Raw genomic sequence first — 14,754 nt, forward strand, 5'->3', positions numbered from 1 at the left:
CCTTCGTCAGACGCCGTAGCGCCGGTGCCGTGCGGCGTAATCCCGCAGAGCCCGCAGGAAATCCACGCGCCGGAACTCCGGCCAGTACGCCTCGGTGAACCAGATCTCGGAATAGGCACTCTGCCACAACAGGAATCCGGACAGCCGCTGTTCGCCGGAGGTGCGGATCACCAGATCCGGATCGGGCTGGCCGGAGGTGTAGAGGTGCTGCCCGATCGCGTCCACGGTGATCGCCTGCACGAGGTCCTCGCCGGTCTCGCCGCCGGCCAGTTCCTGGCGGACCAGCGACCGCACCGCGTCGGCGATCTCCTGCCGCCCGCCGTAGCCGATGGCGACGTTGACGTGAACTCCGTTGCGGCCCTCGGTTTCTCCCACGGCCTTCTCGAGTCGGCGCGCGACCTCCTCGGGCAGGCCGTCGAGCGAGCCGACGATCCGGACACTCCAGTGCTTCTCCGGGGCGGAGAGTTCCTCGACCACGTCGGTGATCACCTCGAACAGGGTGTCCAGTTCGTCGCGGCCGCGGTTGAGGTTCTCGGTGGAGAGCAGGTACACCGTCACCATCTCGATGCCTTCGGCCTCGCACCAGGCGACCAGCTCGGCGATCTTGAGCGCGCCGACTCGGTGTCCGTGGGTGACGTCGGTGAAGCCGTTCTCCCGTGCCCAGCGTCGATTGCCGTCACACACGACGGCGACATGTCGCGGATGCTGTTTGCCGGCCAGCTGCTGCGACAGCCGTGCCTCGTAGATGCGATAGGGCAGTCCCCGCATCCGACCTGCAAGCCTCACGACTGACCACCCTACCGCGCACCACCGGGTGCGGATGAGTGACCGCCCAGGCTCGAGGGAACCGTCTGTGTCGTCCGCCACACTCGCGCTGGTCATTCGACCGGTAACCGGGGCGAAGCACTCGAACCGCGCTGCAGGCTGTACGACAGTGACCCGGTTGGGCTCTATGCTGGCGGATCGTGCTCTCCGATTCACCCCGCTCCGACGCGATCAGCAAGCTGATCCTCTGGGCGCTGCGTTCACGCTGGGGTCTGGCGGCGGCACTGATGGCCTGCAATCTGGGCGGGCTGGGCCTGATCTGCGTCGGACTCTACGTGGGCGGCCTACTGGAACGGCTGGGCCCGAACCCGTGGCACGTCATCGCGCTCGCCGCCATCTATCCGGTGTGCGGCGCGCTGACCGGGGTCGCCTTGGCATTGCGCGATCGGCGGCTGCGGTTCAGCTGGCTGGCGGAGAACCGGTTCCCGACCGCGGCCGAGGCGCATCGGCTGCTGAACATGCCGGTGGTCGTGTCGGCGCGCGCGCTGGCGCTGTGGCTGCCGGGCACGATCATCTGTTCGGCCGTCCTGCTGCACGCGATGGACGGCGGCCGGTCCACGCCGGCGCTGCCGCTGCTGCTCGTGCTGGGCGCGTTCGAGGCTTCGGGGCTGACCTTTCTCATGGTGGACCGCGGTCTGGGCCCGGTGATCCCGGCGGTGGCGGAGGTGCTCGGCGGCACCATGCACTGGAGTTCCACTGTCCGGGTGCGGATCGTGATCACCTGGATCGTGTCGGGCGCGATCCCGCTGCTGATGCTGATCGCGGTGCTCGCCGATCCCGGCTCGGATCCGGCGGTCCGGGTACACACCGGCATCTTCGTGGCCCTGGTGGGTCTGTTCGCCGGCACGCTGGCGACGGTGGCCTTGGCGCTGGCGGTGGCCGCGCCGCTGGGCCTGCTGCGGCGCGCGGTAGACCGGATCGCGTCCGGCGACCTGGACGTCCGGGTGCCGGTCGGCAGCGCCAGCGAGATCGGCCGGCTGGAGCATTCGGTCAACGAGCTGGCCTCGAACCTGGCCGAGCGGGAACACATGCGCGAGGTCTTCGACCGGCACGTGGGTCCCGAGGTCGCCGAGCGCGCACTGTCCGGTGGTGAGGACCTGACCGGCGACGTGCGGATCGTGACCGCGCTGTTCGTCGACGTGGTCGGGTCGGTGGCCCTGTCGACCGGGCTGACTCCGCGCGAGTTCGTGGCGAAGCTGAACCGGCTGCTGTCGATCGTGGTCGCGGCCACCGAGGACAACGGCGGCCTGGTCAACAAGTTCGAGGGCGATGCCGCACTGTGCATCTTCGGTGCCCCACTCGCGTTGCGCGACAACGCGACTCCCGCCCTGCGGGCGGCCCGCCGGATCCGCGACGAGGTGCTGGCCGCCGGTGAACTCGATATCGGGATCGGCCTGGCGCGCGGTTCGGTGTTCGCGGGTGACGTCGGCACCGACACCCGCCTGGAGTTCACCGTGATCGGGGACGCGGTCAACGAGGCGGCGCGGCTGACCGCGGAGGCCAAGCGCACTCCGCGCCGGCTGCTGGTCAGTGCGGCCGTCATCGCCGCCGCCACCGCCGGGGAGCGGGAGTCGTGGCGGCCCTACCGCAAGATTCGGCTGCGTGGCCGCACCGAGGCGACCGCGACCTGGACCGACCTGGAACCCCGCCGCACCCGCCGCTCCGACCAGCCGGCCGTCACGGTCGACGCCGGCTGAGCGCGTCGGGGCCGGAGGCGGTAGCGGAGCGTGGCCACGCCGGCCCAGCGCTCAGCTGTGCTCGCCGAGGTAGCGCAGATACATCGGCCGCAGGACCTCCGCGACGTTTCCGTCGCCGGCGTGCACGTAGTCGTGCAGGATCGGCACCACGTATTTGATGTCGGCTTCGCTCTCGCCGAGGTTGCCGGCCGCGGCCTGGGCGGCGGGAATCGACTCCAGCAGCCGCCACAGGAAGCGGATATCGCCGTGTGTGACCGCGTATTTGACGGCGCGATCGTGCAGTTCCTTCGACGACAACCGGTCCAGCTGAACTTCATCGGCCATGAACCGACTGTAGCGGGCGCGCGGTCGGCGCGGCGGTGGCCGGGGCAGGCGGCTGGTCGGCGTTTCGTCCGGTTCGGTCGATGCGAGCTGGGCGTTTACGGGATATTCACCGGAGGAGGCGGAAAGGCACGAGCCGGATTCGCGATCCGGCGGTAACGTCGGATGTGCGGATCGCATCGGTGTGGTTCGTACGGGAGGTCCTGATCGTGACTGATTCTTTCAGTGCGAGGGGGCCGGCACCCGGCCCTCGGGTCGTATGACCCCGGGGCGGACCGGTCCAGCGAGAACGTCCGTGCGGGTGTAGCACGGACTCCAAAGGAGCCCACCGTGACTGATGCACGCTCCGTCATCGCGCCCTCCGACGCCGGCTCTTCGAGCGGGCAGGAAAAAACCCGGAAGACCTTCGTCATCGACACTTCGGTGTTGCTCTCCGATCCCTGGGCGGTAACCCGCTTCGGTGAGCACCACGTCGTGTTGCCGCTGGTGGTGATCAGCGAACTCGAAGGCAAACGCCATCATCACGAACTCGGCTGGTTCGCTCGTGAGGCACTGCGCATGCTCGACGATCTGCGGATCGAGCACGGCCGCCTCGACGAGCAGATCCCGATCGGCACCGCCGGCGGGACGCTCCAGGTGGAGTTGAATCACACCGACGCGTCGGTGCTGCCGGTCGGATTCCGCACCGACAGCAACGACTCCCGGATCCTGGCCTGCGCCTTGAACTTCGCCGCCGAAGGGCGGCAGGTGGTGCTGGTGTCCAAGGACATTCCGTTGCGGGTGAAGGCGAGTGCGGTCGGCCTGGCCGCCGACGAATATCACGCTCAGGACGTCATCGTCTCGGGCTGGACCGGTATGACCGAATTGGAGGTGGGCTCCGAACTGGTCGACAGGCTGTACACGGACCTGATCGTGGATCTCGACGATGCGCGGAATCTCCCGTGCCACACCGGGATCCGGCTGCTTTCCGCGAAGGGCAGCGCCCTGGCCCGGGTCACCCCCGACAAGCGGGTACAGCTGGTGCGCGGCGACCGGGAGGCCTTCGGCCTGCACGGCCGGTCCGCCGAACAGCGGGTGGCACTGGATCTGCTGCTCGACGAGAGCATCGGCATCGTCTCGCTGGGCGGTAAGGCCGGTACCGGAAAGTCGGCGCTGGCGTTGACCGCCGGCCTGGAAGCGGTGCTGGAGAAGCGATCCCACCGCAAGGTCGTGGTCTTCCGTCCGCTGTACGCGGTCGGGGGCCAGGAGCTCGGCTATCTTCCGGGTAGCGAGAGCGAGAAGATGGGCCCCTGGGCTCAGGCGGTGTTCGACACCCTCGACGGGCTGGCCAGTCCCGAGGTGATGGAGGAGGTGCTGGCGCGCGGCATGCTGGAAGTGTTGCCGCTCACCCACATTCGCGGCCGGTCGCTGCACGACTCGTTCGTGATCGTCGACGAGGCCCAGTCGCTGGAGCGCAATGTGCTGCTCACGGTGCTGAGCCGGCTGGGTTCCGGGTCGCGGGTGGTCCTCACCCACGACGTGGCGCAGCGCGACAATCTGCGGGTCGGCCGGCACGACGGTGTGGCCGCGGTGATCGAGAAGCTCAAGGGGCATCCGCTGTTCGCGCATGTCACGTTGACCCGCAGTGAACGGTCGCCGATCGCGGCCCTGGTCACCGAAATGCTGGAGGAGTACGGCCCGAATTCCTGATCCGGGCAAATACCTAGGGTGTGTTTCACTTCACATCTCGGAGGGTATATTCCGGCGCGATTGCGTAACGCGCCAGGACCCGGCGACGCCGTGCGGTGTCGCCGGGTTTCCCTCTCGAGAGGATGGACATGAACCACTTCGCTCGACGCACCGCCGCTGTCACGATGACCCTCGCCGCGGCCACATTGGTTTTCACCGGGTGCAGCAAGAACAACGACAACAGCTCGTCGGCCGCGTCGGCCAGCAGCGCCGCTTCCGCCGCGCAGCATTCCGCGACGAGCATGCTCTCGAGCGCCTCCGCCGCGGTTCCGACCGGCGAGACCACCGTCCCCGGTCCGAACGGCGACATCGCCGTCACCGGACACATCTTCAGCAAGTACATCTCCTCGGGCGGCCCGACCAGCCCGCTGGGCAAGCCGACCGCCACGCCGGTCACCGGGCCCAACAACGGTTCCTGCCAGGAGTTCGAGGGTGGCGCGATCTGCTGGAGCGAGCAGACCGACGCGCACATCGTGTGGGGCGACATCCGGGCGGCCTGGGAGTCCGACGGCGCGGTGAACGGCGCGCTCGGCTACCCGACCAGCGACGAGAAGGACAACCCGGACGGGACCAAGGAGAGCGATTTCGTCGGCGGCAAGATCGCCTGGGCGAACGGCCAGACCACGGTCACCCCGAAGTAGCCCGACGTGCAGAAACTTCTTACCGACAGTGAGCTGCTGGATGTGCTGTCGCCGGATATGGAGGACATCCTCGCCCGCCACCTGCGCATCGCGCGGCCCTGGTACCCGCACGACTACGTCCCGTGGTCCGACGGACGTAACTTCGCTCTACTCGGCGGAGAAGACTGGGATCCCGCGCAGTCCGAGCTGACCGAGCTGACCAGCACGGCTTTGACAGTGAGCGTGCTCATCGCCGACAACCTGTCCGCCTACCACCGTGACCTGGCCAAATACCTGCGTCACGGCCCCTGGTGGCGCTGGGTGGGCCGCTGGACCGCCGAGGAGAACCGGCACGAGATCCTGCTGCGCAACTATCTGGTCGTCAGCCGCGCGGTGGATCCGATCGAGCTGGAGCGGATGCGGATGACCCAGGTCGTCGCCGGCCTGCGCCGGCCGTCGGTGCATGTGCTCGACGTGCTGGCCCGCGCGGCCTTCGACGAGGCGGCCGCCACGGTGCGGCATCGCAATACCGCCGCGCTGGCGGAGAATTCGGTCGTGACCGCGATCGCCGACCGGCTGGCGGCCGACGACGCGGCGCACACCGAGGTCTTCGCCGATCTGGTCGCCGCCGGTCTGAACCGGGCGCCGGATCAGGCGGTCCGCGCCATCGCCGATCAGGTCGCGGTGTTCGAGACGCCCGAGGTCACGCTGGCCGACGGCTGCTCGGGGACCGCGCTGCTCGCCGCGTCCGGTGTGTACGAGCCGGTCCGGGCGCCCGAGGTGGTGTTCGGTCCGCTGGTCGACCGGTGGAAGATCTTCTCCCGCACCGACTTCGGTAGCGCGGGGGAGCAGGCGGCGGCGGAGCTGGCGGTGCTGCTCGGCCGTTGAGCAGGCGAGTGCCGGGCTCGGCGTAGGCGTCGAGCCCGGCTTCGGGGCGGCCGGTCAGCGCCGGACGGCGTTCCAGACTCCGGCCACCGCGCCGCGCAGGACGTCTTCCCAGGCGAAGTGGTCGTTCCAGACGGTGATCCGGCCGTCGACCAGCTCGAAGGTGCCGCACACCACGAACGAGATCTCGACCGGGCCCAGCCGGACGTGGTCGGTCCGTTCGGTGAGGACGACGTCGCCCTCGTCGGTGAGCCGCTCCGGGAATTCGCGCGCGATGTGGTGCATATCGGCGCGGAAACGCAGGTGCCGGCGCTCGATGCCCCGCAGCAATCCGCCCACGTGATCGATGCCGCGCAGGTCGGGCAGGAAGGTGTTCTGCCAAACGATGCCGGGGTCGAGCAGCTCGAGAGCCTCGTTCACGGCACCCAGTTCCAGCGCGGTCAGGAATTCGCGGACCGTGGTGACGGCGTCCTGTTTGAGTTCCGGTACGTCGGACATATGTCGAGGGTATGCCGGTATGGCCACAACTGCCGCCGATCGGACATATCGACGCTCAGTCGGCGCGTCGCTCGTCGACTCGCCGGATGATAAGGGTGGCCAGGCCGTCCAGGATTCGTTCCAGGCCGAATCGTAGAGCGTTGTCGCGGTCGCCGGAGGCGGTTTCGGCGAACGCCGCCACGGTCGCGGGGTAGATCGCGGCCTTGGTGGCCAGGGTTTCGGCGACGGCCCGGGCCAGGTGCTGTTCCAGTTCGCCGTTGCCGGCGACGGCCTGTTCGGCCAGGCCGCGCGCGTGCCCGGTCAGCAGGACCACCGTGTCGAGCCGTTCGGCGGCGCTCAGCGGGGTGTCCGCGAGCTGGGTCAGGGCGGCTTCCAGCCAGCCGATCTCGTTGGGGCCCAATGGCCGGATGCCGATGGTGAGCTCCTGGGACCACGGGTGCGCGCGCATCCGCTCGAAGATGGCCAGCGTCCATCGGCGGAGCGGGTCGCGCCAGGAATCTTCGGCCGAATCAGACTCCGGGGCAACGGGTTCGGGTGCGGGGCCGAGGGCGCGATCGAGCATCAGCGCGTGCAGTTCGGCCTTGCCGGGCACGTAGCGGTACAGCGCCATCTTCGCGCAGCCCAGGCGGTCGGCCAGGCGCTGCATCGACAGGTTCGCCAGCCCGTCCGCGTCGGCCGCGGCGATCGCCTCGTCGACGATCCGCTCCAGGGTCAGTGCGGGTTTCGGGCCGCGCCGGGGCCGGTCGGGGAGTCCCCACAGCAGCTCGAGGGCGGTGGGTGCGGGCATGTCCGGATCTCCTTCGGTGACGGGCTTGACGGCCGTACTGTGTCTACCATACGCTAATTAGCGTCCAGCAGACGCAATAAGGAGTTGTCATGGTCACCAAGTCCGTTCTCGTTTCCGGCGCCGGCATCGCGGGCCCCGCGCTGGCCTACTGGCTGCACCGGTACGGCTTCCGCGTCACCGTCGTCGAGCAGGCGCCCGCGCCCCGATCCGGCGGCCAGGCAGTCGATTTCAAGGGCGCCACCCACCGCCTGGTACTCGAGCGGATGGGTATCTGGGACGAGATCCAGCGCCGGCGCACCGGCCGCACCGACGTGGTCTACGTCGACGACGCCGACCGGGAGCTGGCGGTGATGTCCGGCGACTTCACCGGTGGTGACGTGGAGATCCTGCGCGGCGACCTGACCGCGGTCCTGCTCGAGCGCACTACCGCCGACTGCGAGTACCGCTTCGGCGACTCCGTCACCGCGCTCACCGAAACCGCCGACGGGGTGTACGCCGAGTTCGCCAACGGTCCGGCGGAAACCTTCGACCTGGTGGTGGGCTGCGACGGAATCCATTCGACCATACGGCGATTCGCCTTCGGGCCGGAGCGCGACTTCGTGCGCCACCTCGGCTACTACTACTGCGTGGCCGGCGCTTCGGCGTACGGGATGAGCGCCGGGCACACGGAACGCGGCCGGGCGCTGGCCTGGAACCGCCCGGGCCGGTCGGCGACCGCCGGCGGCTCGAAGGCCTCCCAGCTGTACCTGTTCGCGTCCCCGGAACTGGACTACGACCGGCGTGACCTGGCGGCCCAGCGGCAGCTGGTGGCCGAGCGTTTCGCCGGCGTCGGCGGCGGCGTGCCCGGCATGCTGGCCGCGCTGCCCACGCTGCCCGACTTCTACCTCGACTCGCTGAGCCGAGTCGACCTGCGCGGCAAGTACACCCGCGGTCGGGTGGCGCTGGTCGGCGACGCGGCCTACGGGAACACCCTCGGCGGCGTCGGGACCGGCCTGGCCGTGGTCGGCGCCTACGTCCTGGCCGGCGAGCTGGCCGCCGCCGGTGGCGACCACACCGTCGCCTTCGCCGAGTACGACCGGATCATGGCCCGCTACGCCAAGATCGCGGGCACCGCCAACGCCGGCCGGTTCCTGGCGCCGCGCACCGCGCTCGGCCTCCGGGCGCGCAACTGGTTCCTCGGCTCGCGCGCGTTCGACCTGATGCTGCGGTACGCCGACAAGGCGGTGAACGACATCGAATTGCGGGACTACGCGGTCGAATTGGGCCTGGTGGCGGAACGCTGATCGGCGCACAGCGGGCCGATACCGAGGGCTTGCGACACTCGAATTCTGTCCCCGCGCAACGGGAGCTGATGGTCCGGAGACGGATGCGGCGTCTCCGGTGCATGATTCGGCCCGTCCGGACTACCTCGTAATCCGGACGGGCCGAATGCTGTTCCTACTTGCGAGGTTCGGTCATCGACAGCACATCGAGGCGGCGGTCGAGTTCCTCGAGGGTCAACTCCGGGCCGACCAGGCCGCGGTCGATCACCGCCTGCCGGATCGTCTTGTGTTCGCGCACCGCCTCTTTCGCGACCGCTGCGGCCTCCTCGTAGCCGATGATCGAGTTCAGCGGCGTGACGATCGAGGGCGAGGACTCCGCGAGCCGCCGCAGGCGGTCCTCGTCGGCGGTGAGGCCGGCCACGCACTTGTCGGCGAACAGCCGGGACACAGCGGCCAGCAGGCGGATCGACTCCAGCACGTTGCGGGCCATGACCGGGATGTAGACGTTGAGTTCGAAGGCGCCGTTGCCGCCGCCCCACGCCACCGCCGCGTCGTTGCCGATCACCTGCGCCGCGACCTGCGTCACCGCTTCCGGCAGTACCGGATTCACCTTGCCCGGCATGATCGACGACCCCGGTTGCAGGTCCGGCAGCGCGATCTCCGCCAGCCCGGTCAGCGGGCCCGACCCCATCCAGCGGATATCGTTGGCGATCTTGGTGAGACTGATCGCGACCGTCCGCAACGTCCCCGACAGCTCGACCAGCGCGTCCCGGGCCGCCTGCGCCTCGAAATGGTTGCGGGCCTCCGACAGCGCGTCCAGGCTCGTCGCCCGCGCCAGCTCCGCCACCACCTGCGCGCCGAACCCGGCGGGCGCGTTCAGCCCGGTCCCGACGGCGGTACCGCCGATCGGCAGCTCGCCCACCCGGGGCAGGGTGCCGAGCAGCCGCTCGATACCCAGCTCGACCTGACGCGCGTAGCCACCGAACTCCTGGCCCAGCGTCAGCGGCACCGCGTCCATCAGATGGGTGCGACCGGATTTCACCACCGTGCGCCACTGTTCCGACTTGTCCAGCAGGGCCAGCCGCAGATGGTCCAGCGCCGGGACCAACTCCTTGACGATTCCCTCCACCGCGGCCACATGGGTGGCGGTCGGGAAGGTGTCGTTGGAGGACTGCGACATGTTGACCTGGTCGTTGGCGTGCACCGTGACCCCGCGCGTCGCCGCGATCCGGGCGATCACCTCGTTGGCGTTCATGTTCGAGCTGGTACCCGAACCGGTCTGGAACACATCGATCGGGAAGTGGTGGTCGTGCTCGCCGGCCGCGATCTCCTCCGCGGCGGCGATGATCGCGTCGGCCGCGTCCGCGTCCAGCAGGCCGAGATCCCGGTTGACCCGCGCGCACGCCGCCTTGAGCAGGCCCAGCGCCCGGATCTGCGCCCGTTCCAGGCCGCGCCCGCTGATCGGGAAGTTCTCCACCGCCCGCTGCGTCTGCGCCCCCCAGAGTGCCTCGGCCGGGACCCGGACCTCGCCCATGGTGTCGTGCTCGATGCGGTACTGCGTGTCGTCGCCCATAGGGCGAACCTACGCCCGATCGGCACCGTTCGATCGGTGCCCTCGGTCACGGGCGATTTCGGAGCTTCGTCCGGGAGCTCGTGACGAAAGGCTGACGGAGCGGCCGGGTTCCGGCCGTCCGGGCCGTTTCCGCGGAAGAATCCCGGCCATGACCTCGACATCGGATTCGAAGCGGGTACTGCTGACCGGGGCGGCCGGTTTCATCGGCTCGCACATCCACCGCGCCCTGACCGCGGCCGGTCACGAGGTGGTCGCCATCGACGCGCTGCTGCCCGCCGCTCACGGCGCCGACGCCGTGCTGCCGCCCGGAGTCCGCCGCGTCGACGTGCGCGACCCCGATGCCCTGGAGGAGCAACTGCGCGGCATCGATGTGGTCTGCCACCAGGCCGCGGTGGTCGGCGCCGGGGTCGACGCCCAGGACGCTCCGGCTTACGCCAGCCACAACGACCTCGGCACCGCCGTCCTGCTCGCCGCCATGGACCGCACGGGCTGCCGGCGGCTGGTACTGGCGTCGTCGATGGTCGTGTACGGGGAGGGCCGGTACCGGGGTACGCGGTGCGGTCCGGCCGTACCGGGCGCGCGCCGGCGGACCGATCTGGAGAGCGGTGTATTCGACCATCGCTCACCGGAGTCCGGTGAGGTACTGACCTGGGAACCCGTCCCCGAGGACGCGCCGCTACGCCCGCGCAGCCTGTATGCCGCGAGCAAGGTCGCGCAGGAGCACTATGCCGCCGCCTGGGTGGCCGCGACCGGTTCGACCGTGACCGCCCTGCGCTACCACAATGTGTACGGCGACGGAATGCCCAGGGACACACCGTATTCGGGCGTAGCGGCGATCTTCCGTTCCGCGCTGGAGGCGGGGCGCGCGCCGGCGGTGTTCGAAGACGGTTTGCAGGCCAGGGATTTCGTGCACGTGACCGATATCGCCGCCGCCAATCTGGCCGCCGTCGAGCGTGAGCTGGACGGGTTCACCGCCCTCAATATCGCTTCGGGACAGCCGATCACCATCGGCGAGGTCGCGGCCGTGCTGTCCCGAGCGGGCGGCGGACCGGAGCCGGTCGTCACCGGACAGTACCGGCCGGGAGATGTCCGGCACATCGTCGCCAGCCCCGAATTGGCCAGGAACACACTGGGATTCGCCGCCCGAATCTCCCCGGAGGCCGGTTTGGCCGCGTTCGCGAACGCGCCGCTGCGGGTCACTGCGGGAGTGGGTGCCCCGTCCTGGCGGTGAGGATTGGCCCGGTGTGCCAGTCCCGGCGCACGGCAGGCCGCGCTGCCCTCGCGACCGCGCCAGTGTAGTTCGCGGTCGGAACGGGCGCCTTGACGTGGCGGTGAGTGCCCGACGGTCAGCCCGGGTCGGGAGCGGACGCCGGTGTCCTCGGCGGTCGGGCCTACCCGGTCAGGGGGGCAGCCCCGAACTCAGCGGCAGCCGCACCTCGAACCGGCAGCCCCGGTCCCGGTTGCGGGCGCTGATCTGCCCGTGATGTGCCTCCACCAGCCCCGCCGCGATCGCCAGGCCCAAGCCGCTGCCGGGCGGGATCCCGCCCGTGGCCACCGGTGAGCGGGCGGCCGTGCCGCGGTAGGCCATCTCGAAGATCCGGGGCAGGTCCTCGTCGCTGATGCCCGGGCCGGTGTCGTCGACCCGGGTCCAGGCGTGGCCGTCGCCGGTGCCGACCGAGATCGCCACCTCGCCGCCGGGCGGGGTGTGCGCGATCGCGTTGGAGACCAGGTTGGTCAGCACCCGGGTCAGGGCCTTGTCGCTGGCCGCGACCACGACCGGCGCGGCGGGCTGGTCGGCGCGCAGGCCGACGCCCGCGGGTTCGGCGGCGGCCCGGCTCGCGGCCAGCACCTCGTCGACCAGCTCGCGCAGGTCGACCGGTTCCAACGCCAGTCGCAGGGCGCCGGAGTGGATCTTCGACATCTCGAACAGGTCGTCGACCATGACCGAGACCCGGTCGGTCTCGCGCCGGATCCGGTCGGCGTACCGCTCGACGTCGTCGGCGTCGGTGACGATGCCGTCGATCAGGGCCTCCGACAGGGCCCGGATCCCGGCCAGCGGGGTGCGCAGATCGTGGCTCACCCACGCGACCAGCTCCCGCCGGGACCGTTCGGCGGCACGCTCCTGATCGCGGATCTGCTTCTCCCACACGGTCTTACGGGCCTGCTCCCGGCCGAGCAGGAGAGCCGCGGGCACCGTCACCACCGCGACCACGACCAGGACCACCGCGGTACGTTCCAGATCGTGGGTGAACATCAGCCCGCTCACCGCGATCACCCCGGCCAGCGCCGACAGCGTCGGAATCAGCACCAGCACGGCCATACTGAGCGTCAGCGACCGGTTCGTGGTCGCCCGCAGGACCAGCGCGCCGAACAGCACCACCGGCACCGAGCCCGCCAGCGTGTACAGCACCAGTCCCAGCGTGTCAGTCGGCACCCGTCCGCTCCGTCTCGTCCCGGCCCCAGCGGTAGCCGCGTCCCCACACCGTCTCGATCCGGTGTGCGGCACCGAGCTTGGCACGCAACCGCTTGATGTGCACCGTCACCGTCGACAGATCACCGAAATCCCAGCCCCACACCTGCGCCAGCAGATCCTCGCGACTGAACACCCGCCGCGGGTTGCGCAGCAGGAACAGCAGCAGATTGAACTCGCGGGCGGTGAGATCGACCCGGCGGCCGCCGGCGAGCACCGACTGGGCCGCGGGATCCACCTCGAGGTCCTCGTCGCGCAGCGTCCGCGCACCGGAATCACTTGTGCGCCTGTGGGATCGGCGCAGCAGCGAACTCACCCGCAGCGCCAGCTCGCGCGGGCTGAACGGCTTGGTCACATAGTCGTCGGCGCCCATGGTGAGCCCGAGGATCCGGTCGTCCTCGTCGCCGAGCGCGGTCAGCAGGATCAGCGGCGTCTCCGGGCGCGGGCCACCGCGCACCGCCCGGCAGATCTCCACGCCGTCCGTGCCCGGCATCATGACGTCGAGCACCGCGAGATCGACCGCCGCGGCCGGATCCAACAGCAGGGCGAGCGCGGCGTCGCCTTCACCGCATTCCACCACGGCCGACCCGTCGCGTTCGAGATAGCGGCGCACCACCTCACGCACCACAGGATCGTCGTCGGCGACCAGAATCCGCATGTCCCTCACCAATTCGTCAGCAGCAGATGCGTCAGCGCCAGGGTGCCGGCGGCCTGCACGGTGAGCCACAGCCGCGCGTCCCGGCGCGGCAGGAATGCGGTCGCCGCCAGCAACCATAGATCGAACGGCAACCAGATGCGTTCCGTCTCGGCCTTGCTCATCCCGCTCAGGTCGGCGGCCAGGATCGCGGCCAGCGCGGCCGTCACCACCAGCGCCGTCGGATCCCAGGCCCGGACCCGGGATACGGCCCGCGGCAACGCCGCCGGAACCGCCAGCCCCGTCGCGCACACGGTGGCGGCCAGATTGCCCCAGATCCAGTAGGTGATCGGCCGAGTGCTGGCCACACCCTGGTAATACCGTTGCACGACCAGGTGATAGCCGGTGAGCCACCAGAATCCGGCCGCCGCGAACGCCACCACCACGACCCCCGCGCCGATCAGCGCGGGCACCAGCGGCCGCCAGTTCCGGGCGGCGACCAGCACCGCCACCGCGGGAATCGCCATCAGCACCAGGCCGTAGTTGAGGAATATCCCCAGCCCGAACAGCACGCCGGCCAGCAGCGCCAACCCCGGCCGGAGCCGGGTCGCCGCGAGCGCCAGCGCCGCCATGGCCCAGGCCGTCACCCCGGCGAACACCGCGTCCGCCGACACCGCGATCCACAGCGCCGCCGGGGCCAGCACCAGGAACGGCGCGGCCGCCCGGGCGCGGTCCTCGGCGCCCAACGCGCGCACCGTGATCAGGATCGCCGCCACCGCGCTGCAGCCGATCAGCAGGCACGCCACCCCGGCCCAGCCGCCGCCGGACAGCCCGATCCGGTCCAGCAACACGAAGAACAACACCGCGCCCGGCGGATGACCCGAGGTGTGCGTGGTCCACGAATCCGGTTGGAAATCGAGGATTCTGGCGGAGAAGCCGCGCAGCGTGGCCGGAATGTCGGTGATACCACGCACTTCGGGCAGGTACTCGCCGCCCTCCTCGAGCCGACCGGCGAAACCCCGATCCCAGCCGTCGACCATGGCCAGCGCGAACGCCCACGCCAGTGCCACCACCCACGACAGCAGCGGCAGCCACCCCCAGCGCAGCCGCGCGGCCACCCCGGGCCCGTAGGCGGCGACCAGCGCCGCGATCCCGATCGCCGGACCGGAACCCCAGCCGATATGCGGCAGCCAGGAACCGAAGATCGGTGCCGCCGCCGCGTACAGCGACAACCGCCAGCGATCGCTGGCGAGTTGCGGGACGACGAACGCGGCCGCGACGAGAGCGGCCGCCGAACCCGCGCCGACGATGCCGGCGGGAACCGGAAGCCGGAGATCGGCCCGGCGGGGAACCTCCATGGTGTCGGTCACGGAACCCACGATAGATCCGACGCCGGCCGGGAATGTGCCGATCCTGGCTGGCCACGGTGATATGTCAGAGTTTCGTCACCGTTG

The 14,754-nt window shown here is 70.2% G+C and carries 14 protein-coding genes; 6 read left to right on the plus strand and 8 right to left on the minus strand.

The window, feature by feature from the left end; genetic code table 11:
• Positions 1 to 6 precede the first annotated feature (6 nt).
• Complete coding sequence (locus tag EBN03_RS00910) at positions 7 to 768, minus strand: isoprenyl transferase (protein WP_122185925.1); 762 nt, start codon at positions 766 to 768, stop codon at positions 7 to 9.
• Positions 769 to 965: 197 nt separating this feature from the next.
• Between EBN03_RS00910 and EBN03_RS00915 the strand changes: the two genes are divergently transcribed.
• On the plus strand, positions 966 to 2,522 hold the full coding sequence (locus EBN03_RS00915; protein WP_233608019.1) for an adenylate/guanylate cyclase domain-containing protein: 1,557 nt from the start codon (positions 966 to 968) through the stop codon (positions 2,520 to 2,522).
• 51 nt (positions 2,523 to 2,573) lie between these two features.
• On the opposite strand, the gene EBN03_RS00920 is transcribed toward EBN03_RS00915, so the two are convergent.
• A complete protein-coding gene (locus EBN03_RS00920; protein ID WP_122185926.1) occupies positions 2,574 to 2,846 on the minus strand; it encodes a hypothetical protein in 273 nt (90 codons plus the stop codon).
• Positions 2,847 to 3,173: 327 nt separating this feature from the next.
• On the opposite strand from EBN03_RS00920, the gene EBN03_RS00925 reads away from it, so the two are divergent.
• From EBN03_RS00925 to EBN03_RS00935, 3 genes are all read left to right on the plus strand, one after another.
• Positions 3,174 to 4,532, plus strand: a complete 1,359-nt coding sequence (locus EBN03_RS00925) for a PhoH family protein (RefSeq protein WP_407671060.1) — start codon at positions 3,174 to 3,176, stop codon at positions 4,530 to 4,532.
• 128 nt (positions 4,533 to 4,660) lie between these two features.
• Complete coding sequence (locus EBN03_RS00930; protein ID WP_122186686.1) at positions 4,661 to 5,212, plus strand: LGFP repeat-containing protein; 552 nt, start codon at positions 4,661 to 4,663, stop codon at positions 5,210 to 5,212.
• Positions 5,213 to 5,218: 6 nt separating this feature from the next.
• Positions 5,219 to 6,079, plus strand: coding sequence for an acyl-ACP desaturase (locus EBN03_RS00935; RefSeq protein ID WP_199742552.1), 861 nt, complete (start codon positions 5,219 to 5,221; stop codon positions 6,077 to 6,079).
• Positions 6,080 to 6,133: 54 nt separating this feature from the next.
• On the opposite strand, the gene EBN03_RS00940 is transcribed toward EBN03_RS00935, so the two are convergent.
• On the minus strand, positions 6,134 to 6,574 hold the full coding sequence (locus tag EBN03_RS00940; protein WP_122185927.1) for a limonene-1,2-epoxide hydrolase family protein: 441 nt from the start codon (positions 6,572 to 6,574) through the stop codon (positions 6,134 to 6,136).
• 55 nt (positions 6,575 to 6,629) lie between these two features.
• A complete protein-coding gene (locus tag EBN03_RS00945) occupies positions 6,630 to 7,361 on the minus strand; it encodes a TetR/AcrR family transcriptional regulator (RefSeq protein ID WP_122185928.1) in 732 nt (243 codons plus the stop codon).
• Positions 7,362 to 7,450: 89 nt separating this feature from the next.
• On the opposite strand from EBN03_RS00945, the gene EBN03_RS00950 reads away from it, so the two are divergent.
• Positions 7,451 to 8,644 (plus strand): FAD-dependent monooxygenase, encoded by a 1,194-nt coding sequence (locus EBN03_RS00950; RefSeq protein ID WP_122185929.1) that lies wholly within the window; start codon positions 7,451 to 7,453, stop codon positions 8,642 to 8,644.
• A 154-nt stretch (positions 8,645 to 8,798) separates the two neighbouring features.
• Here the strand turns inward: EBN03_RS00950 and EBN03_RS00955 are convergent, their stop codons facing one another.
• The gene (locus EBN03_RS00955) at positions 8,799 to 10,196 is read right to left on the minus strand and encodes a class II fumarate hydratase (RefSeq protein ID WP_122185930.1); all 1,398 of its coding nucleotides are present in this window, start codon (positions 10,194 to 10,196) and stop codon (positions 8,799 to 8,801) included.
• Between the two features lie 148 nt (positions 10,197 to 10,344).
• Here EBN03_RS00955 and EBN03_RS00960 point away from each other — a divergent pair, with 148 nt between their 5' ends.
• On the plus strand, positions 10,345 to 11,427 hold the full coding sequence (locus EBN03_RS00960; RefSeq protein WP_122185931.1) for an NAD-dependent epimerase/dehydratase family protein: 1,083 nt from the start codon (positions 10,345 to 10,347) through the stop codon (positions 11,425 to 11,427).
• Between the two features lie 168 nt (positions 11,428 to 11,595).
• Here EBN03_RS00960 and EBN03_RS00965 read toward each other — a convergent pair whose 3' ends face one another.
• Genes EBN03_RS00965 through EBN03_RS00975 form a run of 3 tightly spaced genes read right to left on the minus strand, consistent with a single transcriptional unit; the run spans position 11,596 to position 14,658 of the window.
• Positions 11,596 to 12,630 (minus strand): sensor histidine kinase, encoded by a 1,035-nt coding sequence (locus EBN03_RS00965; protein WP_199742553.1) that lies wholly within the window; start codon positions 12,628 to 12,630, stop codon positions 11,596 to 11,598.
• The gene (locus EBN03_RS00970) at positions 12,620 to 13,324 is read right to left on the minus strand and encodes a response regulator transcription factor (RefSeq protein ID WP_122185932.1); all 705 of its coding nucleotides are present in this window, start codon (positions 13,322 to 13,324) and stop codon (positions 12,620 to 12,622) included. The genes EBN03_RS00965 and EBN03_RS00970 overlap by 11 nt, the downstream gene beginning before the upstream one ends.
• A gap of 5 nt (positions 13,325 to 13,329) precedes the next feature.
• Positions 13,330 to 14,658, minus strand: a complete 1,329-nt coding sequence (locus tag EBN03_RS00975) for a hypothetical protein (protein ID WP_122186688.1) — start codon at positions 14,656 to 14,658, stop codon at positions 13,330 to 13,332.
• Positions 14,659 to 14,754: the final 96 nt, after the last annotated feature.

This window comes from Nocardia stercoris (genome assembly GCF_003696265.1).
In the GTDB taxonomy this organism is placed as follows: domain Bacteria; phylum Actinomycetota; class Actinomycetes; order Mycobacteriales; family Mycobacteriaceae; genus Nocardia; species Nocardia stercoris.